This is a genomic window from Nocardia pseudobrasiliensis NBRC 108224 (assembly GCF_001613105.1).
Taxonomy (GTDB): domain Bacteria; phylum Actinomycetota; class Actinomycetes; order Mycobacteriales; family Mycobacteriaceae; genus Nocardia; species Nocardia pseudobrasiliensis.
Genome location: NZ_BDBS01000005.1, coordinates 22,540 through 44,201, shown reverse-complemented (window position 1 = coordinate 44,201; position 21,662 = coordinate 22,540). Strand labels below are relative to the sequence as shown.

At 66.4% G+C, this 21,662-nt stretch carries 23 protein-coding genes and 1 pseudogene; 10 read left to right on the top strand and 14 right to left on the bottom strand.

The window, feature by feature from the left end:
- Nucleotides 1-21: 21 nt before the first annotated feature.
- The gene (locus NP4_RS07225; protein ID WP_373863817.1) at nt 22-1,206 is read left to right on the top strand and encodes a lipase family protein; all 1,185 of its coding nucleotides are present in this window, start codon (nt 22-24) and stop codon (nt 1,204-1,206) included.
- A gap of 100 nt (nt 1,207-1,306) precedes the next feature.
- A complete protein-coding gene (locus NP4_RS07220; RefSeq protein ID WP_067993908.1) occupies nt 1,307-2,053 on the top strand; it encodes a hypothetical protein in 747 nt (248 codons plus the stop codon).
- A 13-nt stretch (nt 2,054-2,066) separates the two neighbouring features.
- On the opposite strand, the gene nshR is transcribed toward NP4_RS07220, so the two are convergent.
- From nshR to hppD, 8 genes are all read right to left on the bottom strand, one after another.
- The gene (gene nshR, locus NP4_RS07215) at nt 2,067-2,867 is read right to left on the bottom strand and encodes an NshR/TsnR family 23S rRNA methyltransferase (protein WP_067993906.1); all 801 of its coding nucleotides are present in this window, start codon (nt 2,865-2,867) and stop codon (nt 2,067-2,069) included.
- 92 nt (nt 2,868-2,959) lie between these two features.
- Nucleotides 2,960-4,150 (bottom strand): elongation factor Tu, encoded by a 1,191-nt coding sequence (gene tuf, locus NP4_RS07210; protein WP_062514297.1) that lies wholly within the window; start codon nt 4,148-4,150, stop codon nt 2,960-2,962.
- A 78-nt stretch (nt 4,151-4,228) separates the two neighbouring features.
- Nucleotides 4,229-6,334, bottom strand: coding sequence for an elongation factor G (fusA, locus tag NP4_RS07205; protein WP_067993903.1), 2,106 nt, complete (start codon nt 6,332-6,334; stop codon nt 4,229-4,231).
- A 164-nt stretch (nt 6,335-6,498) separates the two neighbouring features.
- The gene (rpsG, locus tag NP4_RS07200) at nt 6,499-6,969 is read right to left on the bottom strand and encodes a 30S ribosomal protein S7 (RefSeq protein ID WP_062514302.1); all 471 of its coding nucleotides are present in this window, start codon (nt 6,967-6,969) and stop codon (nt 6,499-6,501) included.
- Nucleotides 6,969-7,343, bottom strand: coding sequence for a 30S ribosomal protein S12 (gene rpsL, locus NP4_RS07195; protein WP_062514304.1), 375 nt, complete (start codon nt 7,341-7,343; stop codon nt 6,969-6,971). The genes rpsG and rpsL overlap by 1 nt, the downstream gene beginning before the upstream one ends.
- Nucleotides 7,344-7,713: 370 nt before the next feature.
- Nucleotides 7,714-8,250 carry a DUF3558 domain-containing protein gene (locus NP4_RS07190; protein WP_067993901.1) on the bottom strand — a complete coding sequence of 179 codons (537 nt, stop codon included), beginning with the start codon at nt 8,248-8,250 and terminating at the stop codon, nt 7,714-7,716.
- Nucleotides 8,251-8,258: 8 nt separating this feature from the next.
- Nucleotides 8,259-8,789 carry a DUF3558 domain-containing protein gene (locus NP4_RS07185; protein ID WP_067993898.1) on the bottom strand — a complete coding sequence of 177 codons (531 nt, stop codon included), beginning with the start codon at nt 8,787-8,789 and terminating at the stop codon, nt 8,259-8,261.
- A gap of 50 nt (nt 8,790-8,839) precedes the next feature.
- Nucleotides 8,840-10,042, bottom strand: a complete 1,203-nt coding sequence (hppD, locus tag NP4_RS07180; RefSeq protein ID WP_067993888.1) for a 4-hydroxyphenylpyruvate dioxygenase — start codon at nt 10,040-10,042, stop codon at nt 8,840-8,842.
- A 136-nt stretch (nt 10,043-10,178) separates the two neighbouring features.
- Here hppD and NP4_RS07175 point away from each other — a divergent pair, with 136 nt between their 5' ends.
- Entirely contained in the window at nt 10,179-10,700 is a 522-nt protein-coding gene (locus NP4_RS07175; RefSeq protein ID WP_062514311.1) for an Lrp/AsnC family transcriptional regulator, read from the top strand.
- A gap of 1 nt (nt 10,701) precedes the next feature.
- On the opposite strand, the gene NP4_RS07170 is transcribed toward NP4_RS07175, so the two are convergent.
- From NP4_RS07170 to NP4_RS07160, 3 genes are read right to left on the bottom strand one after another with little or no spacing between them, the layout of a single operon-like run.
- Entirely contained in the window at nt 10,702-11,823 is a 1,122-nt protein-coding gene (locus tag NP4_RS07170) for a winged helix DNA-binding domain-containing protein (protein WP_067993884.1), read from the bottom strand.
- Complete coding sequence (locus tag NP4_RS07165) at nt 11,820-12,800, bottom strand: phosphotransferase (RefSeq protein WP_169813682.1); 981 nt, start codon at nt 12,798-12,800, stop codon at nt 11,820-11,822. Before NP4_RS07165 ends, NP4_RS07170 begins: the two co-directional genes overlap by 4 nt.
- A 45-nt stretch (nt 12,801-12,845) precedes the next feature.
- Nucleotides 12,846-13,820: an NADPH:quinone oxidoreductase family protein gene (locus tag NP4_RS07160; RefSeq protein WP_067993881.1), complete on the bottom strand. Its 975-nt coding sequence runs from the start codon at nt 13,818-13,820 to the stop codon at nt 12,846-12,848.
- A 116-nt stretch (nt 13,821-13,936) separates the two neighbouring features.
- Here NP4_RS07160 and NP4_RS07155 point away from each other — a divergent pair, with 116 nt between their 5' ends.
- Nucleotides 13,937-14,251 carry a WXG100 family type VII secretion target gene (locus NP4_RS07155; RefSeq protein WP_067993879.1) on the top strand — a complete coding sequence of 105 codons (315 nt, stop codon included), beginning with the start codon at nt 13,937-13,939 and terminating at the stop codon, nt 14,249-14,251.
- The gene (locus tag NP4_RS07150; protein WP_067993878.1) at nt 14,248-15,423 is read left to right on the top strand and encodes a transglycosylase SLT domain-containing protein; all 1,176 of its coding nucleotides are present in this window, start codon (nt 14,248-14,250) and stop codon (nt 15,421-15,423) included. The genes NP4_RS07155 and NP4_RS07150 overlap by 4 nt, the downstream gene beginning before the upstream one ends.
- Nucleotides 15,424-15,480: 57 nt before the next feature.
- Here the strand turns inward: NP4_RS07150 and NP4_RS43530 are convergent.
- Nucleotides 15,481-15,981, bottom strand: a pseudogene (locus NP4_RS43530) (DUF7373 family lipoprotein); the annotation flags it as partial.
- A 222-nt stretch (nt 15,982-16,203) separates the two neighbouring features.
- Between NP4_RS43530 and NP4_RS07140 the strand changes: the two are divergent.
- The gene (locus tag NP4_RS07140) at nt 16,204-16,995 is read left to right on the top strand and encodes an acyl-[acyl-carrier-protein] thioesterase (protein WP_082875639.1); all 792 of its coding nucleotides are present in this window, start codon (nt 16,204-16,206) and stop codon (nt 16,993-16,995) included.
- Nucleotides 16,996-17,005: 10 nt separating this feature from the next.
- Nucleotides 17,006-17,743: a hypothetical protein gene (locus NP4_RS07135; RefSeq protein WP_067993869.1), complete on the top strand. Its 738-nt coding sequence runs from the start codon at nt 17,006-17,008 to the stop codon at nt 17,741-17,743.
- Between the two features lie 5 nt (nt 17,744-17,748).
- Here NP4_RS07135 and NP4_RS07130 read toward each other — a convergent pair whose 3' ends face one another.
- Complete coding sequence (locus tag NP4_RS07130) at nt 17,749-19,416, bottom strand: FAD-dependent oxidoreductase (protein WP_067993867.1); 1,668 nt, start codon at nt 19,414-19,416, stop codon at nt 17,749-17,751.
- A 178-nt stretch (nt 19,417-19,594) separates the two neighbouring features.
- On the opposite strand from NP4_RS07130, the gene NP4_RS07125 reads away from it, so the two are divergent.
- Entirely contained in the window at nt 19,595-20,086 is a 492-nt protein-coding gene (locus NP4_RS07125) for a SixA phosphatase family protein (RefSeq protein ID WP_067993864.1), read from the top strand.
- Here NP4_RS07125 and NP4_RS07120 read toward each other — a convergent pair.
- Nucleotides 20,083-20,283, bottom strand: a complete 201-nt coding sequence (locus NP4_RS07120) for a hypothetical protein (RefSeq protein WP_062514336.1) — start codon at nt 20,281-20,283, stop codon at nt 20,083-20,085. The genes NP4_RS07125 and NP4_RS07120 overlap by 4 nt on opposite strands.
- A 67-nt stretch (nt 20,284-20,350) precedes the next feature.
- Between NP4_RS07120 and NP4_RS07115 the strand changes: the two genes are divergently transcribed.
- Nucleotides 20,351-20,782, top strand: a complete 432-nt coding sequence (locus tag NP4_RS07115; protein ID WP_067993861.1) for a MerR family transcriptional regulator — start codon at nt 20,351-20,353, stop codon at nt 20,780-20,782.
- Nucleotides 20,783-20,925: 143 nt separating this feature from the next.
- Nucleotides 20,926-21,648 carry a PAS and ANTAR domain-containing protein gene (locus NP4_RS07110; RefSeq protein WP_245997724.1) on the top strand — a complete coding sequence of 241 codons (723 nt, stop codon included), beginning with the start codon at nt 20,926-20,928 and terminating at the stop codon, nt 21,646-21,648.
- Nucleotides 21,649-21,662 lie beyond the last annotated feature (14 nt).

Here is a 21,662-nt window from a genome sequence, read left to right as displayed (position 1 = left end):
ATCAAGCGCCATACCGGTCTACTGCTCAGCGTCGTCATCGGAATCGTGCTCGGCCTGATCGCGGCCGTCCCCGCCGGCGCGCAGCCGCTGTATCCGGCGCCCGATCCCGACCCCTTCTATGCCGCCCCGCCGGATCTGGCCGATCACGCCCCGGGCGATGTGCTCGCGGCGCGCGCGATGCCGTCGCTGTTGGAATTCCCCGGCACCGCCATCACGCTGATCAAGTTCCGCTCCACCAATTCCCACGGCGAGCCGATCGCGGCCACCACCACCGTGCTCACGCCGTTCACCCATCAGCCCGATGGGCCGCTGCTGTCCTATCAGCACATCATCAACGGCCTCGGCACCCAGTGCGCGGTCTCGCACGTGCTGTACACCGGTGACCCCAATCTCGCGGTGCGCGAGGCGCCCGCGCTGAACGCGCTGCTGCTGCGCGGCTGGAGCATCGCCCTGCCCGACCATCTGGGACCCCAATTCGCCTACGGCGCGGCGCGACTGGGCGGTCAGATAACCCTCGACGGTATTCGCGCGGTACAGCGCATGCCGGAACTCCAGGTGGCGCACAGCCCGGTCACCATGGCCGGATATTCCGGCGGCGGTATGGCGACGGCCTGGGCCGCGGCGCTGCAGCCGACCTACGCGCCGGAGCTGAATATCGCGGGCGCGGCCACCGGTGGCGTGCCGATGAATCTGGAGACGATGGTCAAGGCGCTGTGGACCAATCCGCATCCGGCCTTCGGCCTGGCCATGGCCGCGGCGATCGGGCTCGAACGCGAATATCCGGATCGCCTGCCGATCAGCGATTACATGAATCCCCGTGGTCTGGCGGCCCGCAATGCCATGGCCAACGGCTGCACCAATGAAATCCTGGCCACCGGCGCCGGGCGCAGCGTACTGGATTTCGCGGCCAACACCTCGCTGGTCGACAGTCCCGACGCCTGGAAAGTGGTGGAGGAGAACAGCCTCGAACTGTTCGACGGCATCCCGACCATGCCCGTATTCGAATGGCATTCGGCCTCGGATCCGCTCATTCCCATCGATGCGATCCTCGACACAAATGCCCGCTACTGCGCGGCCGGGGTGCGGCTGCAGGCCGAGGTGAACCCCTCCCCCGAACATCTCTCGGCGGCGGTTCTCGGTCTGCCGTCCATGGTGAGCTGGCTCGATGCGCGGATGCGCGGGGAACCGGCGCCGAGCAACTGCTGAGATTTCGCAACCGGACCGTCAGTGACAAATCGCCTGCCCGATCGGACTCACTCGGGCGGCCTCCGGCACGATGAGACCCGCTGGCCTAGCATTGGCCACTATGACCGATGCCGACTTCGCCAGCTTCGGAGAACCGAACCGCACCCGGCCGGAGGGCTATCGCCTCACACATCCGGTGAACGATTCGGGTTCGGGGCCGACGAGCGCGCTGACCGGCTACGACACCTCGACCGGCCGGACCGGCCTCGGGCACGACAGCGGCGTGCACTGGACGCAGCCGGATACGGGTACGCCGTGGCCGACCGGCGCGGCCCCCACGGTCACGCCCCGGGCCGAACCGCCCACGCCGCGTTCGGAATCGATCGGCGCCGCACCCGAGTCGGTATCGATCCGGCCGGATTCGCGAGCCTCGGTCGAACCCGTCCGGCTCGAACCGCAGCCGCGCCTGGAGAGCAATAACAACAACAATCACCGCGTCGAGGAGAGCGCGCATCGCCTCGAGCCGGAACCCACCCGCCGCATCGAACCGCCCGCGCCCACATCCCGCCGGGCCGCGCCGGAACCGCCGCAGTCCCGCCGCGCCGCCAACCGCCACGCCAGCTCCCCGCTGGAGGATGCCCCGACCACCGTCGACATCCATCTGGTGATGCGGCTGCTGCTGGCCAGCCACACCCTCGAAACCGTCGCCAAGAAGGCCGAATCCGGTGAGGCGTCGCTGGAGGAGTTCATCCGCGCCGCGCATCGCGCCCGGACCACCTCGGTGGAATTGGTCTCCGCCTGGTTCGGCGGCGCCGGTCAGATGCGTCAGTTCGCCGAGGCCCTGTTGGCGGCCACCGAAACCGCCTGAGCGGTAAGCTCTTTCAGTTCGCGGCCCGCAGACTGCGCTGATACAGGGCGATACCGGCCGCCACCGAGACGTTCAGCGATTCCGCGGCCTCGGCCATGGGAATGGATACGGTAAGTCGGCGCACACCGCCGAAACCGTCGGAGGGGCCGGTCTTCTCGCTGCCGAACAGTAATGCCAGCCGCTCGTCGCGGCGGTCCAACTCGCCCAGGGTGATTTCGCCGTCGGCATCGAAAACCACCATCGGCAGGCCGCTTTCGGTCAGATATTTCGCGGCCTCGGCACGCTCGGCGAGTACGATCGGCAATGAGAAAACATATCCGCGACTGGCCCGCACGAGCCGCCGATCGGCAATGCTGGTGAGATCGCTGTCGACCAGGACGATGCCGGAGACGCCGAGGGCGTACGAGGTCCGAATGATCGCGCCGATATTGCCGACGATCTTCACGCCGTCGAGTACGACCAGGTCACCCGGCTTGGTCTCGGTGTCGGCGAAGCGGTAGGGCTGCGGCACGCGCGCGATCGCGAAGACCTTGGGCTTCTTCTCCGCCTTGAACACATGATTGAGGACGGCGGCATCCATCAACCGGATCGGGATTCCGCGCGATTGCGCCAGCGCCGCGACATCGTCGGGCAGCGGATTCTTTTCGGTCGCATAGATTTCGATGAATTCCAGCCCGGCGCGCAGGCTGTGCGAAATCGGTTCGATGTCCTCGATCAGCGCGGTTTTGATGTTCGCCCGCGACGGTTTGGTGATATCGAGAATTCGCTGCACCGCGGGGTCGGATTTATCGGTGATCGTGGCCATCGCCGTCATATCGGCAAGTCTAGTTCATCGAAATACGAAGAGGGCCGCCCCCTTTCGGGAGCGGCCCTCTCGTGGTACTCACCTTCCGAAGAAGGACAAGATCACTTGACGATCTTGGTGACCCGGCCGGCGCCGACGGTGCGGCCACCCTCGCGGATCGCGAAACGCAGGCCCTCTTCCATGGCGACCGGCTGGATGAGCTTGACGCTCATCTCGGTGTTGTCGCCCGGCATGACCATCTCGGTGCCCTCGGGGAGGGTCACGACGCCGGTCACGTCGGTGGTGCGGAAGTAGAACTGCGGGCGGTAGTTGTTGAAGAACGGGGTGTGGCGGCCACCCTCGTCCTTCGACAGGATGTACGCCTGGCCCTCGAACTCGGTGTGCGGGGTCGTGGTGCCCGGCTTGATGACGACCTGGCCGCGCTCCACGTCCTCACGCTTGAGGCCGCGCAGCAGCAGACCGACGTTGTCGCCGGCCTGGCCCTGGTCGAGCAGCTTGCGGAACATCTCGACGCCGGTGACCGTGGTCTTCTGCGTCTTCTCGCGGATGCCGGTGATCTCGACTTCCTCGTTGACGTTGATGATGCCACGCTCGATACGACCGGTGACGACGGTGCCACGACCGGTGATCGTGAAGACGTCCTCGATCGGCATCAGGAACGGCTTGTCGGTCTCACGGACCGGGTCCGGGATCGACTCGTCGACGGCGTTCATCAGCTCGAGGATGGACTCGGTCCACTTCGGGTCGCCCTCGAGCGCCTTCAGACCGGACACGCGCACGACGGGGGCTTCCTCGTCGAACTCCTGCGAGGCCAGCAGTTCGCGGACCTCCATCTCGACCAGCTCGAGGATTTCCTCGTCGTCGACCATGTCCGACTTGTTCAGCGCGACCAGGATGTAGGGCACGCCGACCTGACGGGCGAGCAGCACGTGCTCGCGGGTCTGCGGCATCGGGCCGTCGGTGGCGGCCACGACCAGGATCGCGCCGTCCATCTGGGCGGCACCGGTGATCATGTTCTTGATGTAGTCCGCGTGACCCGGGGCATCGACGTGGGCGTAGTGCCGCTTCTCCGTCTGGTACTCGACGTGGGAGATGTTGATCGTGATACCACGAGCCTTCTCCTCCGGCGCCTTGTCGATCTGATCGAACGCGAAGGCCGCGTTCAGATCCGGGTACTTGTCAGCCAGCACCTTGGTGATCGCCGCGGTCAGCGTGGTCTTGCCGTGGTCGACGTGACCGATGGTGCCGATGTTGACGTGGGGCTTCGTCCGCTCGAACTTCGCCTTCGCCACTTGATGTCCTCCTGGACTTGTTGGTGCTTGCTAAGCAGCAGTGCGGTTTGTACTTACAGGGGTGGTGCAGCGCCCGGTTTATTCGCCGGTCGCCTTGGCGATGATCTCCTTCGACACGTTGGCCGGAACCTCCGCGTACGAATCGAACACCATGGAGAAGTTCGCCCGGCCCTGGGTCTTCGACCGCAGGTCACCGATGTAACCGAACATCTCCGAGAGCGGAACCAGCGCCTTGACGACACGGGCACCACTGCGTTCCTCCATGGCCTGGATCTGACCACGGCGGGAGTTCAGGTCGCCGACCACTTCGCCCATGTAGTCCTCGGGCGTGGTGACCTCGACGGCCATCAGCGGCTCGAGGATCACCGGACCGGCCTTGCGAGCCGCTTCCTTGAGAGCCTGCGCGCCAGCGACCTTGAATGCCATTTCCGAGGAGTCGACCTCGTGGTAGGCACCGTCGAGCAGCGAAGCCTTCACGTTCACCAGAGGGTAGCCAGCGAGCACACCGTACTGCATGGCGTCCTGGATACCGGCGTCGACCGACGGAATGTATTCCTTCGGCACGCGGCCACCGGTGACCTTGTTGGCGAACTCGTAGGTCGCGCCGTCCTCGCCGTCGACCAGCGGTTCCAGGGCGATGATGACGCGCGCGAACTGACCCGAGCCACCGGTCTGCTTCTTGTGGGTGTACTCGAGCTTCTCGACCTTCTTGGTGATGGTCTCGCGGTAGGCCACCTGCGGCTTGCCGATGTTGGCCTCGACCTTGAACTCGCGCTTCATGCGGTCGACGTAGATGTCGAGCTGGAGCTCGCCCATACCGCCGATGACGGTCTGGCCGGTCTCCTGATCCAGCTTCACGTTGAAGGTGGGGTCCTCCTCCGCGAACTTCTGGATGGCGGTGCCCAACTTCTCCTGGTCGGCCTTGGTCTTCGGCTCGATGGCAACCTCGATGACCGGAGCCGGGAAGGTCATGGACTCCAGCACGATCTGGTTCTGCGGATCGCACAGGGTGTCACCGGTGGTGGTGTCCTTCAGGCCGATGACCGCGTAGATGTGGCCGGCCTGCGCCTCGGTGACCGGGTTCTCCTTGTTGGAGTGCATCTGGAACAGCTTGCCCAGACGCTCCTTCTTACCCTTGGTCGAGTTGATGACCTGGGCGCCGGAGTCGACCTTGCCCGAGTACACGCGGACGTAGGTCAGCTTGCCGAAGAACGGATGCGTCGCAACCTTGAACGCCAGCGCCGCGAAGGGCTCGGTGACGTCGGCGTTGCGGTGGATGACCTCGTCTTCCTTGTTCGGCACGTGGCCGTCGGTGCCACCGTCGTCCAGCGGGTTCGGCAGGTAGTCGATAACCGCGTCGAGCATGGGCTGCACGCCCTTGTTCTTGAACGCCGAACCACAGAGCACCGGGTAGAGCTCCGAGTTGACGGTCATCTTGCGGATGGCGCCCTTGATCTCCTCGATCGTGAGCTCCTCGCCGCCGAAGAACTTCTCGAGCAGCGCGTCGTCGGATTCGGCGACGGTCTCGAGCAGCTCCTGGCGGTACTGCTCGGCGCGCTCCTTCAGATCCTCGGGGATCTCGACGACCTCGTACTGCTCACCGAGCTTGGTCTCGCCACGCCACACCTTGGCGTTGTTCTCGACCAGGTCGACGATGCCCTCGAAGGTGTCCTCGGCGCCGATCGGCAGCTGGATGACCAGCGGCTTCGCGCCCAGGCGGTCCTTGATGGTCTGGACGGTGAAGTAGAAGTCCGCGCCCAGCTTGTCCATCTTGTTGACGAAGCAGATACGCGGGACGTCGTACTTGTCGGCCTGTCGCCACACCTGCTCGGACTGCGGCTCAACGCCCTCTTTACCGTCGAAGACGGCGACCGCGCCATCGAGCACGCGCAGCGAGCGCTCCACCTCGACCGTGAAGTCGACGTGGCCCGGCGTGTCGATGATGTTGATCTGGTTGTCTTTCCAGAAGCAGGTCGTCGCGGCCGACGTGATCGTGATGCCGCGTTCCTGCTCCTGGGCCATCCAGTCCATCGTGGCCGCGCCGTCGTGAACCTCACCGATCTTGTAGGTGATACCGGTGTAGAAGAGGATGCGTTCGGTTGTCGTGGTCTTGCCGGCATCGATGTGGGCCATGATGCCGATGTTGCGGACCTTGTTGAGGTCGGTGAGCACGTCCTGTGCCACGGAAATCTTCCCCGCTCGTAGCTAGTTGGGATTTACGGGAACGACCCTGTCGGTGGGTCATCACTTTTTCAACGTCGGGCGTGGCCTGAGAGTGCCTGCAGTGCCACGCCCGACTGTGACTCGCCTCCCGGCGCCGTTCCTTCACCGGCGGGCCGGGCGGTGAATCACCAGCGGTAGTGCGCGAAGGCCCGGTTGGACTCGGCCATCTTGTGGGTGTCCTCGCGGCGCTTCACCGAGGCGCCCAGACCGTTGCTGGCATCCAGCAGCTCGTTGGCCAGACGCTCGACCATGGTCTTCTCACGACGCTGCCGGGAGAAGTTCACCAGCCAGCGCATCGCCAGGGTGTTGGCGCGGCCCGGACGGACCTCGACCGGCACCTGGTAGGTGGCGCCACCGACACGACGCGGCTTGACCTCGAGGGCCGGCTTCACGTTGTCCAGCGCGCGCTTGAGGGTCACGACCGGATCGGTGCCCGTCTTCTCGCGCGCCTGCTCGAGGGCGCCGTAGACGATGCGCTCGGCGATCGACTTCTTGCCGTCCAGCAGCACCTTGTTCACCAGCTGGGTGACCAGCGGCGAACCGTACACCGGATCGTTGATGAGGGGACGCTTGGGAGCGGGGCCCTTGCGAGGCATTAGCTCTTCTCCTTCTTGGCGCCGTAGCGGCTGCGGGCCTGCTTGCGGTTCTTCACGCCCTGGGTGTCGAGCGAGCCGCGGATGATCTTGTAGCGCACACCGGGGAGGTCCTTCACACGACCACCGCGCACGAGCACCATCGAGTGCTCCTGCAGGTTGTGGCCCTCACCGGGGATGTAGGCCGTGACCTCGACCGCGCTGGTCAGGCGAACACGCGCGACCTTGCGCAGCGCGGAGTTCGGCTTCTTCGGGGTCGTGGTGTACACGCGGGTGCACACGCCACGACGCTGCGGGCTCCCCTTCAGGGCCGCAGTCTTTGTCTTCGCGACCTTGTCGCGACGACCCTTGCGGACCAGCTGGCTGATGGTTGGCATATACCGGCTTTCCTTATTCAGTAACCAGGTGTCTGGAACTCTTCATGTCTGTACTTGTCGGCGAAGTTCACTCGGGCCCTGCGTGGTTACGCAAGCTTCCGCCTCCGGGCCTGTCCGTTCACTTCACTGTCATCGAGCTTTCACCCGCGTCCCGAGCCGCGTTCCTCGCGTCCCGAGGTCGGGCGTGTCGCGCGCAGCGCGTACCGCTCATTTAGGGCACGGTGAAACGGTCGGCCGCTTTCGCTGGCTTACGTCCTGCACACAAGCTTGCCCGCAGTTCCCGGGCACAGCGATCCACGATACCCGTCGGCGCGGCGGGGGGCAAAAGCGGGTACCCCGTGGTAGGTGACGGGTCGGACCAATATGCGGTCTATCGGGCGAGGTTCAGGGTCAACTCTGCCAGTTTTTGCGCGACATCGCACGGATCCGGATGGCCGCCGGGCCGGTAGTTGATCCACCAGCCGATGATCCCGGTGTCGGCGGCCGGGGCCATCACACCGCAGGAGTTGGGATCATTGGGTCGGTGGACCTGCAGCGAGCGCCTGCCCTGCACGTTGACATCGGTGGTCTGATAGCCGAGCCGATCGTTGTTGGCCTTCTCGTTGCTCAGGGTGCCCATCTCGTACCAGTTCAGCGTGGCCATACCGTCGCCGCCCGGCGCGCCGGACAGTGACCACATGCAGACCGCGCCGTTGAAGGTGCCCGGGGTGCCCTGGGCGCCGGTCGTCTTGGCGATCTGATCCGGGGTCACCACCTCGCATTCGCGCAGCAGCTTGTCGAAGTTCATATTGACCCCGCCACTGCTGCCCGCGGGCTGGGCGGAGCCGGGGATGGTCCGGCCGCAGCCCGCGATCGTCGCCGTCACCGCCAGCGCGGCGAGGGCCGCCGTCGCGACTCGTGCTCTCATGGGGCCCCTCATTTCAATCGCTGCACGGTCAGCTCGGCCAATTTGCGGTTCTTGTCGCAGGGGTTGGCGTTGGGCAGCGCGAACGAGCCCGCGAAGGTGGACCACTCGAAGAAGTCGTCACCGAGCTGCACCGCGAAATCGCAGATGAGCCCCTGCGGATCGGCGTCCTGGAAACCCTTGTGCCCGCCGACCTCGATACTCTCCGGATTGCGCCCCTGCGCGGTCACCCACGCCCGCTCACGCTCGATGGGACTGCCGCGATAGGACGCGAAAGTCACCGTGGGCCCGTCGATTCCGCCGCCCTGGTAGTTGCATCCGACGGAATTCTTGAAGGCCTGGGTGATCTGGCCCAATCCGCCCAGATCACGCACCTCGTCGTCGGTGACGTTGCCGCACTCCCCCACGAACGGACCGAGTGCGGCCACCTTCATCGGCGGCCGCACCGGTGCGTCGTCCATCTTGTTCTTATCCGACCCGCAGGCGGTCACCAGCGTCGCGAGAGCCGCGCCCGTGACGATGGCCGCCGAGATCCTCCGCATGGAGGGAACTCTACTGGGATTCGGGCATCGCCCGGCGGGCCGCGGATCGGTCAGAGGTTGCCGCGGGCCTCCTGTTCGCGCTCGATCGCCTCGAACAGGGCCTTGAAGTTGCCCTTGCCGAAGCCGAGGGAGCCGTGGCGTTCGATGAGTTCGAAGAACACCGTGGGGCGGTCGGTGATCGGCTTGGTGAAGATCTGGAGCAGGTAGCCGTCCTCGTCGCGGTCGACCAGGATGCCGCGCGACTTCAGCTCCTCGACCGGCGCCCGGACCTTGCCGATGCGGGCGCGCAGTTCCGGATCCTCGTAGTAGGCGTCGGGGGTGTTGAGGAATTCCACACCCTGGCGACGCAGTTCGTCGACCGTGGTGAGGATGTCGCCGGTGGCCAGCGCGATGTGCTGCACGCCCGCGCCGCGGTAGAACTCGAGGTACTCGTCGATCTGGGACTTCTTGCGGCTGACCGCGGGCTCGTTGAGCGGGAACTTCACCCGGTGGTTGCCGTTGGCGACCACCTTGCTCATCAGCGCGGAGTATTCGGTGGCGATATCGTCGCCCACGAATTCGGCCATGTTCTGGAAGCCCATCACGCGGCGGTAGAACTCCACCCACTCGTCCATCTTGCCGAGCTCGACATTGCCGACCACGTGGTCGATGGCCTGGAACAGCCGCTTGGGCGCGCCCTCGCGCGGCACGTGGGTGGACTGACGGGTGACGTAGCCGGGCAGATACGGGCCCTCGTAGCGGGAGCGGTCGACCAGGGTGTGGCGGGTCTCGCCGTAGGTCGCGATCGCCGCGACGCGGACGGTGCCGAATTCGTCGGACTCCTCGTACGGTTCGGCCAGGATGGTGGCGCCCTGCGAGCGGGCCTGCTCGATGCACTTGTCCACATCGGGCACCTCGAGGGCGATGTCGACGACGCCGTCACCGTGTCGATCGTGGTGGCCGACCAGCGGGCTGTCCGGATCGACCGCGCCCTTGATCACGAATCGCGCACTGCCGCTGCGCAATACGTAGGACTTGTGATCGCGGTTGCCGGTCTCCGGGCCGGAGTACGCTTCCAGCCGCATGCCGAAGGCCGACTGCATGTAGTGCGCGGTCTGGGTGGCGTTCCCGACCACCCACACCACCGCGTCCCAGCCGATGACCGGGAACGGATCGCTGTCCGGATCGTGGTCGACCAGGCCGACCAGGACACGAAGCTCGTCGTCGCTGGGCACTGCGGACCTGGTATCCCGGGGAAGGTGCTCGGTAGTCATGCATCTAGGTAATCGTCGGACCGCAAGACTGAGCAATATCGCCGAAATTATTTGGACACTGTGGTGAAATACGTCACCAACTCGGTCGGTGTGCTGGACAATTTGAATAGAACACCGCGAGCTGAGGAAGAGGGCTATGGGGCGCACTGTCGCGAAGCTGGACGAACTGGACCTGGCGATCCTGTCGGCCATGCACGAATACCAGAAGGCGGGCATTCTCGAGCTGTCCCGTCGCACCCGGGTGGCCCGGGCAACCGTTCAGTCGCGGATCGCCCGCATGGAGGAGGCGGGGGTGATCGCTTCCTATGATCCGCATATCGACGTGACCGCGGCGGGATTCGACGTCCAGGCGTTCGTCACCCTCGAGATCGCACAGGGGGCGCTCGACGCGGTCGCCGCCGATCTCGAGACGATTCCGGGCGTGCTCGAGGCGTACGCCACCACCGGATCGGCCGATGTGCTCTGCCGGATCGGCGCGGAATCGCATGCGGGTCTGCAGGCGGTGCTGCTGAGTATCGATCGCAGCGCGGCCGTGGTGCGTTCGCACAGCGTGATCGTGCTGTCGACCGTGGTCGCCCATCGCACGCTGCCGCTGCTGCGCACGCTGACCCCGGCCGGGACGAGTAAGGCGCCCGCCTACCGCAACGCGGGATCCTGAGTCAGATCCGCAGATCCGCACCGGGCGCGAGGATTTCGACCGACGGTTCCCTGTCGGCCTCCAGAAATTCGAGCAGCGCATGGGCTTCCGCCTCGACCTCCTCGCGTTCGGTCACCGACCACTGCCTGCCGGGCACGATGCGCAATCGCGCCCGGGTGCGATCGGTGAAGACCTTGTAGCTGCCCGACACATAGCCGTCGACGAGGATCGGCGAGACCTGGGTGGCCATGCGCTGCAACGCCGGCGCCGCGCCGTCGGGCACGACGCGGCCGCGATCCTGATGGGACAGCACGAGATTGTCGTACCAGCCGAGCAGACGTACCGGCGCGGGCACATCCGGATCGACGAGTTCGGCATCGGCGGCGTCGTAGAGGGTGCGACCGCGGGTATCGGTGTAGGTGCGCACCCGATCGCCGAGTCGGTCGACGGCCTCCTTGATGCCCAGCAGTTTGGACCAGGTCTGCACATCCATGGTGCTCGCCGGGCCGAAGGCGCGCAGATAGCGAAGTATCAACTCCGCCAGCGGATAATCCGGTTCCAGCGGTGCGCCGACCCACGGTTGGATGCGGGACCAGACCGGCCGGCTGTTGTTCTTCCACAGACCGCGCGGCGGGGTCTGCAGCACCGGTAGCTGATACAGCCAGGTCTGCACGACCGCGCCCGGATCGCGATCCGGATACAGCTCCGCCGCGCGGGAGCGCAGTTCGGCGGCCGACATCGGCTCGTCGCCCAGGATCCGTTCGCCGTGCGCGCGAACCTCATCCGGATCGAGGCCGACCATCGCGCCGTAGTTGAAACCTTTCCGGAACGGAACCTTCTCCAGCTCGGGCTGGATATGCGGGGCGATGCGCACCGCGTCGGCGGGGGTGACCAGGTGAATCGTGCCGCGCATCAGGGTGATTCGGACCAGGGTGCGTTCGGTCAGCGCGGTCGAGACGGTCTCGGGATCGAAATCGACCGTCCGGCTCCACAATCCGATGAACGGCGGCGGTACGTCTTGGGCCTGTAGTCCGATCAGATGTTCGCACATTCGCGCCACGGGCAGCGTCGAGCGGCGCAGCAGATGCTGCCGGTCCAGCAGGGTGCGGTTGAGTACCCGATCGGGTACGAGATCGGCGGTCACGGGTGGTCCTCGGCGAGAGTGGCGACGAGTCCGCGCAACTCCTCCCAGGATTTGACGTCGTCCTGTGAGCCGGTGTGCGGGCAACGGAAGCGGTGTACGTATTCCGCCAGATCGGTGAGGTCCCAGCGACGGCGGTACAGCTCCAGCAGGTCCGGGCGCGGCCGCGTGCCGGTGGCCTCGGCGTAGGCGGCGAGCAGGGATCCGTCGCCCGGATCCAGATCCCACAGATCACGTTCCGGCGGTGCGATCAGCGCGGTGTCCCAGTCGATGAGCCGCCAACCGTCGTCGGTGCGCATGGTGTTGGCGGGATGCGGCTCGCCGTGGGTGAGCACCATCGGGGCCGGGGCGGTGCGGGCCTCGGTTACCAGGGCGTCGTAGCGGTCGATCGCGCGGCACAGCGCGAACGCGTTGGCGTGCAGCAACTCTCCGGTGGCCGTGGCGTACGGGCCGCGGTCGGGCACCCGCTCGTCGGCGAGGGTGAGTTCCAGTTCCTCGCGGTGTGCGATGGCGAAATCGTCGGTGCGCGCAGAGATCGGTCGCGGGCCGGTATGAATCGCGACGAGCATGTCGAGGACCGCGCGCCGGTGGGTCTCGTCGCGGTATTCGCCGAACTCGAAACTCTCACCGGCGAGCTGGGGATAGCAGGCCAGGGCGAATCGCTCGGAGAAGCGAACCACCAGCGCACCGTCGCGATCCGGTTCGGGCGCGACGACGAAGTCGAAACCGTTGTCACGCAACGCACCCGCCGCGCCGAGCGCGGCGTCCAATCGCGCGAAGGCCGCCGCGGTGGAGTCGTCGCGGGAAGCGCGGCGCAGGTCCAGCTCATCGATGGTGAGGAACCAGCGGCTGTCGGCCGACCAGTGGTGGCTGCCGAAACCCACCGGGCGATAGTCGATCACGTCGGCGTCGATACCCCAGTGCGCGTGCAGCACCATGCGCAGGGTCTGCACGGACAGATCGACGGGCGGGGTCAGCATGATCGGCAGCATATGCGGAGCGACCGACAGCTTTCGCCGTCTTTTTCAGCGCAGCGTCACCACGACCTTGCCGGTGGCGGTCCGATTGTCCAGCGAGGCAACCGCATCCGCGGCCCGGTCCAGCGGATAGAGGACCGGATCCGGCGGGGCGATCTTGCCCGCGGCCAGCAACGGTTCCACCTCGGCCCACTGCTCCTGCAGATAACCCGGATGCGACATCACCCATTCGCCCCAGGCCGCCCCGACCACCTCGACATTGTTGAGCAGCAGGCGATTGACCTTCACCGTGGGGATCTCACCGGCGGTGAAACCGACCACGAGCAGCCGCCCGCCGCGCGCCAACGAACGGAGGCTGTCGGTGAAGCGGTCGCCGCCGACCGGATCCAGCACGATGTCGACCCCGCGCCCGCCGGTCAATTCCTTGACCGCGGCCAGCCAACCGTCGGTGAGCACCACATCGGTCGCGCCATTGGCCCGTGCCACCCGGGCCTTGTCCTCGGTGCTCACCACCGCGATCACCCGGCCAGCGCCCAGGGCCGCGGCCATGCGCAGCGTCGAGGTGCCGACACCGCCCGCGGCGCCGTGTACGAGTACGGTCTCCCCCGCGGCGAGCCGACCCCGGTTGCGCAGGCAGAAGTGCACGGTCAGATCGTTGAAGATGATGCCAGCGCCGGCCTCGAGGGAGACGTTCTCCGGCAGCGCGAACACCATCTGCGTGGGCGCGAGCGCGACCTCGGCCATGGCATTGCCCAGCATCGTCAGCGCCAGCACCCGATCGCCCGCGCGGACATGCGCGTCGGCGGGCGCCTCGCGCACGATTCCGGCCACCTCGCCGCCGACGACGAAGGGCAGCTCCGGTTTCATCTGATACAGGCCCCGGGTCATGAGCACATCCGGGAACGCCACTCCCGCGGCGTGCACATCGATCACCACCGCACCCGGATAGGGCACCGGCTCCGGAATGTCGACGATCTCGATGGCCTCGGGCCCCTCGAGCTTGCTGACCTGGGCTGCGCGCATGTGCCGACCTCTCTGTCCAAGGCTGATGGCAACAAGTTAACCGTTCTTCGCACGGGGCTGTCCACAGGTCCGGCTTTTGTTACGCTGAGTCGCTGAACAGAGCCTGAGGGGGAGTCATGGCCGACGACCAGCCGCCGCGCGGCATGATCGTGGATCTCGCTGCGCTGCAAACCTTCGCGAACAATCTCACCGCGGAGGCCCAGTCCGTCACCGGACTGCGCTCCGGCCTGGCCGACGCGGTCAACGCCCTACCCGGCACCCAGTGGAATCAGACCTGCACCCAGGCCCAGACCTCGGTCGACAACGCCGTGAAACGCATCGGCGACCGCCTCACCAAGATCGCCGAGAGCGTCGAGCAATCCGGCAAGGTCGTCCAACTCACCGACGACGAGTTCCGCGACAAGCTCACCAGAATCGGACTCCACACATGACCCTCACCATCCCCGATGTAGAGCAGTGGAACCCCGGCCAACTCACCACCGCCGCGGCCGCGGTCGGCAAACTCAGCACCGACCTGGACCAGGCGGTCAACAAGGGTTACACCGATACACAGGCGCTTCGCAATGACAAGAAGTGGTCGGGTGGGAGTGCGGATATCGCCGAAGGGCGGATGAATACGGAGAAGTCGCGGGCCTCGGGGGTGAGTCAGGCGCTGCTGGATCTGCAGACGGCGTTGTCCCAGCAGGTGGAGAATCTGGAGAACGCCAAGAAGGCCGTTCTCGCCGCGCGCGACGCCGCACTGCATCCCGCTCAGAACGATCAGGCGCCCGGCCCCTTCGAAGTAGCCGCAGCCGGAACGGTTACCGCGACCAAGCGCAAGGAGTACTGGTCGGGTTTGGGATTGCGCGATGACGAGGTTCAGCAGAAGCAGCTCGAAGAGGACCACAAGGCAAGCGAGCATCAGTCCGCGGTCGTCAATGCCCTGAAGCAGGCCGAACTGATCGCGGAGTCGGCGAGCACCGCGGTGAACGCCGCGAAAACCAAGGTGGACACGGCCTTCGACAATCTGGGCGACCCGGCCACCGGAGCCAAGGCGGCCCCCGCGCCGACAGCCCCAGCAGCCGTCACCGCGCCTCCCCCGGCCTCCAATCCGGTCCCCAGCCACAACGTCGGCAATGTCTCCTACGGCAACGGCTCCAACACCCACAACGGCGGCGGCTTCGGCTACCACGGCGGAACCGGCCTCACCGGAACGGATTTCAGTTCTCTGGGCTCGGCCGCGAATTCGGCCCCCGTCCCCGTGAGCGGCGATGTGAAGGACTGGATCGCCGAGGCCAAGAAGATCCTGATCCAGATGGGCTATCCCCCCGACGCCATCGACGAGGAGGCCCTGGCGATCATCATCCAGCACGAATCCGGCGGCAACCCGTCGATCGTCAACGGCTGGGACAGCAATGCCGCCGCGGGCCACCCCTCGATCGGCCTCATGCAAACCATCGAACCCACCTTCAACAGCTACGCCGTCGACGGCCACAATCAGATCAAGAACCCGGTCGACAACATCCTGGCCGCCAGCCGCTACGCGATCGACCGCTACGGCTCGCTGGGCAATGTGCCCGGAGTGGTCGCCGTACGGCACGGCGGCGATTACGTCGGCTACTGATCGACCTCCGTGTAGAGCGCGGACCAGGAGGCGGTCCGGATCCTGTGGCAGCGTGGGTAATTCGGTGGGCGGGGTCGGCGTGAAGCGGTCCAGTTCGGGGAGCTCGGCGTCGAGGTATTTCTGGGTGTTGTCGATGAGCCGGTTCAGGTCCGTGGTTCGGGCGTCCGCGAGAATGCTGATGGTGAATACGCCGTGGGCGGTGGCACTTCCCAGGGTGGGGGCGGACGGTCGCCAGTGTGCGGCCGAGTCGGGGAAGCGCGGCAGGCGGACGGGCGCGTTCTCGGGGCTGATGGCGAAATTCGCCGAATCTATTTCGGCGGCAGCGGATTTCGCCGCGGTCGCATCGGGGAAGCGCAGCACGGTCACCGCGAGACCCTCCTTGTCCAGCGGCACGGCCCCGTCGGCGGAGGCGGTGGAGAAGCCGAGTTTCTCCAGGATCGGAACGGCCGAGGCATCCAGATAGCGGGTCACCGATTGTGCGTCGGTATGGGCGGCGGCCGAGGCGCCGACGGAGTCCGATGACCGCGAGCAAGCGGTGGCGGCCGACCGAGCGTGGATCGTGTGGCCCCAACGGTTTCACCCGCGGTCCCTCCCCTCGCTACTTCATCGGGGGATAGTACCGGTACCCGGCCGAAACGGCCGATTACGAACGGGCGAATCGGACATCGGCTACGCCTCGGTAGACACAACTGAACATCACAGTGTGACGCACGCCCCGTAAAGTCATGTCACAACAGCACGCAAGAGAACGCGGCACACCGTGCAGCGCGAGGAGCACCAGTGTCACTCGATCAGCCACTCGCCCCGCTTCCCCAGGAGGGCATGGGCTTTGCCTCGGCGTGGCCCGTCCGGGCTGGCGATGTGGATCCGTACAACCGGTTGCGGTTCGACACCGTGGCTCGATACCTGCAGGACATCGCGGAAGAGGAGTTGCACGCCGGGTTCTTCCACCGTACCGATCCGCAGTGGATCGTCCGGCGAACGGTGATCGATGTGGTGCGGCCCGTGCTGTGGCCGGACCGGGTGCGATTGCAGCGCTGGTGTTCGGCGATGTCCACCCGCTGGACGAATATGCGGGTCCGGATCACCAGCGAGAACGGCGGCCTCATCGAGACCGAGGGTTTCTGGATCAATATCAACGAGATGACCAATCGGCCGACCCGGATCAGCGATGAGGGTCTGGCGCATCTGGCCCGCACCGCCACCGAACATCGGCTGCGCTGGCGGCCGTGGCTGGTCGATCCGACGCCGCCGGAATCGGATACCGAACTGCCGTTTCCGGTGCGCGCCACCGATATCGATCAGTTCAATCACGTCAACAACGCCGCCTACTGGCAGGCCGTGGAGCATTTCCTGGTCGACTTCCCGAAGTTGGTCGCGGGGCCGCATCGGGCGGTCATCGAATACATCGCGCCGGTGCTGGCGCGACAGCACATCAGCGTGCGCAGCCGCTACGAGCCGGGCGATCGCACCGGACATCCGGTGCTGCGGTTGTGGTTCGTGGTCGGCGGAACCACGACCACGACGGTGCGGATCGGCCCGCTTCCCGGCAATCCGGGCAATAGCGCGTAGTTTGCAAGGTGTGAGAACGACCTCCCTCGCGCTCGGCGCCACCACCGCTGCCCTGCTGTTCGGACTCACCGGCTGCGGCCAAGCATCCGATTCGGCGAAATCCTCGACCACCGGTACCACTTCCGTGGCGACCGCCAATTCCACTGCGGCGAAGTCGAATACGAGTTCCGCCGTACCGAGGCCCGCGCCGCCGGCGCCCGGATCGGCCGATGTCGACTGCGGCCCGGTGAACGGTTCGAACGGCAAGGCCGCGAACGTGATCGCGATCTCGACCGCGGACGGCCGGGTCGGCTGCACCGAGGCGATCACGGTCGCCGACCACTATGTGGGCACACCGCGGACGGGCGACGCCGTGACCGTGGACGGCTGGACCTGTCAGCCGCAACCGGATCCGGGCACGCCGTACGTCTGCTTCAAGGACAGCCGGTTCATCGGCCTGCGCGGCGGCGGTGGACCGGCGACGCCGACCGGACCCACGCCCACGCCCGCACCGATCCCCGCCGCCGACGTGAACTGCGGGACGGTCACCGATGCGGGCGGCGGGACGCGCACGGTCATCGCCGTGGACACGCCCGCGGGTCAGGTCGGCTGCACCGAGGCGGTCAATGTGGCCTCGGAGTACGCCACCCGGATCTCCGACAGTGATCACGCGGTCATCGAGGGGTGGAACTGTGCGGCGCAGGCGGATCCGAATGTGCCGTCGGCGTGTACGCGGGATGGGTTGCGGATCAACTTGCTGGCTCGGTGAGGTCCTCAGGAGCGGGCGGCCTTCAGTAAGTCCTCGCGGGTTGTGAACTTCACTCGGGGGCGGCCGCCCGACTTGCCCGCCGAGCGTTCGGCGGCATCGATGGCCTTCCAGCCGTCGCGGTCGACCAGGTCCGGTTGGCGTTGTGTGAGCAGGGATTTGAGGGAGGTTCGGTCGGCGGTGGGGGTGGGGAGTTTGCCGGAGGTGAAGTCGACCAGGAGGTGGTCGACGGTTTGGGCGGCGTCGACGCGGTTGGAGCCGATCACGCCGCGGGGGCCGCGTTTGATCCAGCCCGCGACGTAGACGCCGGGGATCGGGTCGCCGTCGGCGAGGACGCGGCCGCCCTCGTTCGGGACGATGCCGCCGCGCTCGTCGAAGGGCAGATCCGGAATCGGTCGGCCGCGGTAGCCGATCGAGCGCAGAACCAATCCGGCCGACACCGTCTCGGTGCGGTCGGTCGCGCGGGCCTGCAGGGTCTCGCCCTCGGCGACCAATTCGTTGTGCGCGAATTCGACGCCCTCCACGCGATCCGTTCCGGTCAGGGCGGTCGGCGAGGTCAGATAGCGGAAGACGATGCGCCGGTTGGCCGGATCGGGCGTCTTGTCCGCGTACTCCCGGGCCAGTTCGTATTTCAGCCGCAGGGCTGGCTCGATATCCGGATCGTCCAGCAGCGCACGGCTTTCCGGGTCCAGTTCGAGTTCGGCCGGGTCGATGACGACGTCGACACCCTTCAGATATCCCAGCGCCAGGAACTCCGAGGAGGTGTAGGCGGCCTGCAGGGGCCCGCGCCGGCCCAGCACCACGACCTCGCGAATATTGCTCTGCCGCAGCGCGTCCAGGGCATGGTCGGCGATATCGGTCTTGGCCAGCTCCTCCGGATCCAGCGTCAGCACGCGTGCCACATCCAGGGCCACATTGCCGTTGCCGACGATCACCGCCCGCTCACCGGACAGGTCGAAGGTGCGCTCGGCGAAATCGGGATGGCCGTTGTACCAGGCCACGAATTCGGTGGCGGAATGACTGCCCGCCAGCTCCTCGCCCGGCACGCCGAGCCGCCGATCGGTGGACGCGCCGACCGCGTAGATCACCGCGTGGTGATGGCTCAGCAGCTCCTCGTGCGAGATGTGCTCGCCCACCTCGACATTCAGATAGAACTGCAGGGTGTCGCGGCGGAAGGCGCTGTCGAACATATTCGACACCGTCTTGGTGCCGGGATGATCGGGCGCGACACCGGCGCGCACCAAACCCCATGGCGTGGGCAGCCGGTCGAACAGCTCCACCTCGACATCGGCGCGCCGCAGCAGTTCCTCGGCCGCGTAGCAGGCGGCCGGGCCCGCGCCCACGATCGCCACCCGCAGCGTGCCCAACTCCTTGGGCGGCCGTGCGGGGGTGACCAGCGGGTCGAAATTGGATTCCAGCGGATGACGCTCGAAGTAGGCGCCGTTGATATCGCGGAATCGCGCGAGCGACGCGGTCAGATCGTCCTCGGAGAAGATGGCCTCCACCGGGCAGGCATCCACACACGCGCCGCAGTCGATACAGGTATCGGGGTCGATGTAGAGCTGCTCGGTCGTCGCGAACTCGGGTTGCTCGGGAGTGGGACGAATGCAGTCGACCGGGCACTCGGGTACGCAGCTGGCGTCGTTGCAACAACGCTGCGTGATCACGTAGGCCATATTTCGCGGATCCTCGAAACATCTCTCGGTGGTACCCCGACCCGGTGGGCCGGGGCGCGCGTCACAACCATGAAGCTGACAGGGCGGCTGTGATGCCACCTTCAGTGTGCCTCGAGAGTGAGCTACATCTCCGGATGGCTGCCCGGTTGTCGAACGGAAGCGGCCTACCGTAGTGGCCATGGCGCGGACCCTGATCCTGATGCGGCACGGCAAATCCGGCTATCCACCGGGCGTTGCCGATCACGAACGGCCCCTGGCGCCGCGCGGGCAGCGCGAGGCCGGACTCGCCGGTGAATGGCTGCGCCGTACCCAGCCGCCGATCGACGCCGTGCGCTGCTCGACCGCGACGCGCACCCGCGAGACGCTGGCCGCGACCGGTATCACCGCGCCGGTGGAATTCGAACCGTCGATCTACGAGGCGTCACCGCGCTCGCTGATCGAACTGGTCCAGCTGACCGACGACGCCATCGACACCCTGCTGGTGATCGGTCACGCCCCCGGAATGCCGTGGACCGCCTGGGAACTGGCGGCCAACCGCGATTCGGCGGCCGCCGCGGATCTGAGCCGCAAATTCCCCACCTCGGCGCTGGCCGTACTGGAATTCGACCGGCCGTGGGCCGATGCCGATACCGGAACCGGCGAACTGGTTCGATTCCACGTCCCCCGCTAGCGGATCAGCCGCCCCCGGACCACCACGACCGCGCCGAGCAGGACGAGCACGATCAGGGCGACGAACCAGTTGGTCAGCCACCAGACCACGCCCAGCAGGACGAGGGCCGGCAGCGCCGCGATCACGGCGATGACGGGGCTTTCCTTGACCGTCTCCAGGGCCGAACGCGCCCTGATCCGGTCGATCTCTTTTGCCATGCGTCAAGGGTAGGCCGGTCCGCCCCAACTTGCTTGGAGCCCACTCCAGGTGAGTACCGTGGGACAGATGAGCGTGACCACACCGGAGCCGATGGTCGACGAGTCCTACGAACGCCCCCGCTATTCGATCGGCGAGGTGGCCGAGCGGTCCGGACTCAGCCGCGACACGCTGCGCTGGTACGAACGGATCGGCCTGATGAACTACGTCGGTCGCGACGCCGCCGGTAAGCGCCGCTTCAGCGACCGCGATCTGAACTGGCTCGAGCTGATCGGCAGACTGCGCTGCACCGGAATGTCGGTGGCCGACATGTTGCACTACGCCGAACTCGTTCGCGCCGGGGATTCGACCACGCCGCAGCGGCTCGAGATGTTCCGCAAGACCCGCACCGAGGTGCTCGCCCGCATCGAGGAATTGCAGCAGACCATCGCCGTGCTGGATTACAAAATCGGCATCTACGAATCCAGAAGCGCAGCGCCGCAATCGAATACCGCCTGCTGAGGCGGTAGCGCACCCCGCCCGCCCGGCACTCTCGACAGCGGGCTGCTGGCAGCTATCACCTGGGACTGCCGAAAGTCAATGATCGGGTCCGAATTTTGATGCCTCGGCTCGTAAGGCCCGCACCCGAATGGGATACTCCAGATGTGCAGGGGCCCGAAAACCTTCCGGAGACCGACCAGGTCATCTCGTCCGCCGACCACCGACCGGTGGTGGGCAGTTTCCGCTTCTGGTTCGTCGGTCAGCGCTGGGAATGGTCCGACGAGGTGGCGCGGATGCACGGCTACGAGCCGGGCGAGGTGGAACCCACGACCGAGCTGCTGCTGTCGCATAAACATCCCGCCGACCGCGCCCACGTCCAGGACGTCCTCGACTACGCCCTGCATTCGGGCGAGTCGTTCTCCAGCCGACATCGCTTCATCGACACGCGCGGCCTGATCCACAACGTGATCGTGGTGGCCGACCGCATGTTCGACGATTCCGGCGTGGTGGTCGGCACCTCCGGCTACTACATCGATGTCACCGACACCCTGGCCGAGGAGCGGCAGGAGGTCCTCGACGGAACGCTGCCCGAACTGTTCGAATCGCGCGCGATCATCGAACAGGCCAAGGGCGTGCTGATGCGGATCTACCGCATCAATGCCGACCAGGCCTTCCGGATTCTGCGCTGGCGCTCGCAGGAGACCAACGTCAAACTGCGCACGCTGGCCGCCCAGCTGATCGCCGAGATCGATACGCTGCCGCCTGCCCCGCCGGCCGTGCAGAGCCGATTCGATCATCTGCTGCTGACCGTGCACGAGCGGATCGGGCCCGAGGAGGAGCAGTCTGATACGCAGGCGAGCCGGACATCGGCCACGAGGCAGTCGTAATCTTTAGTACGGCA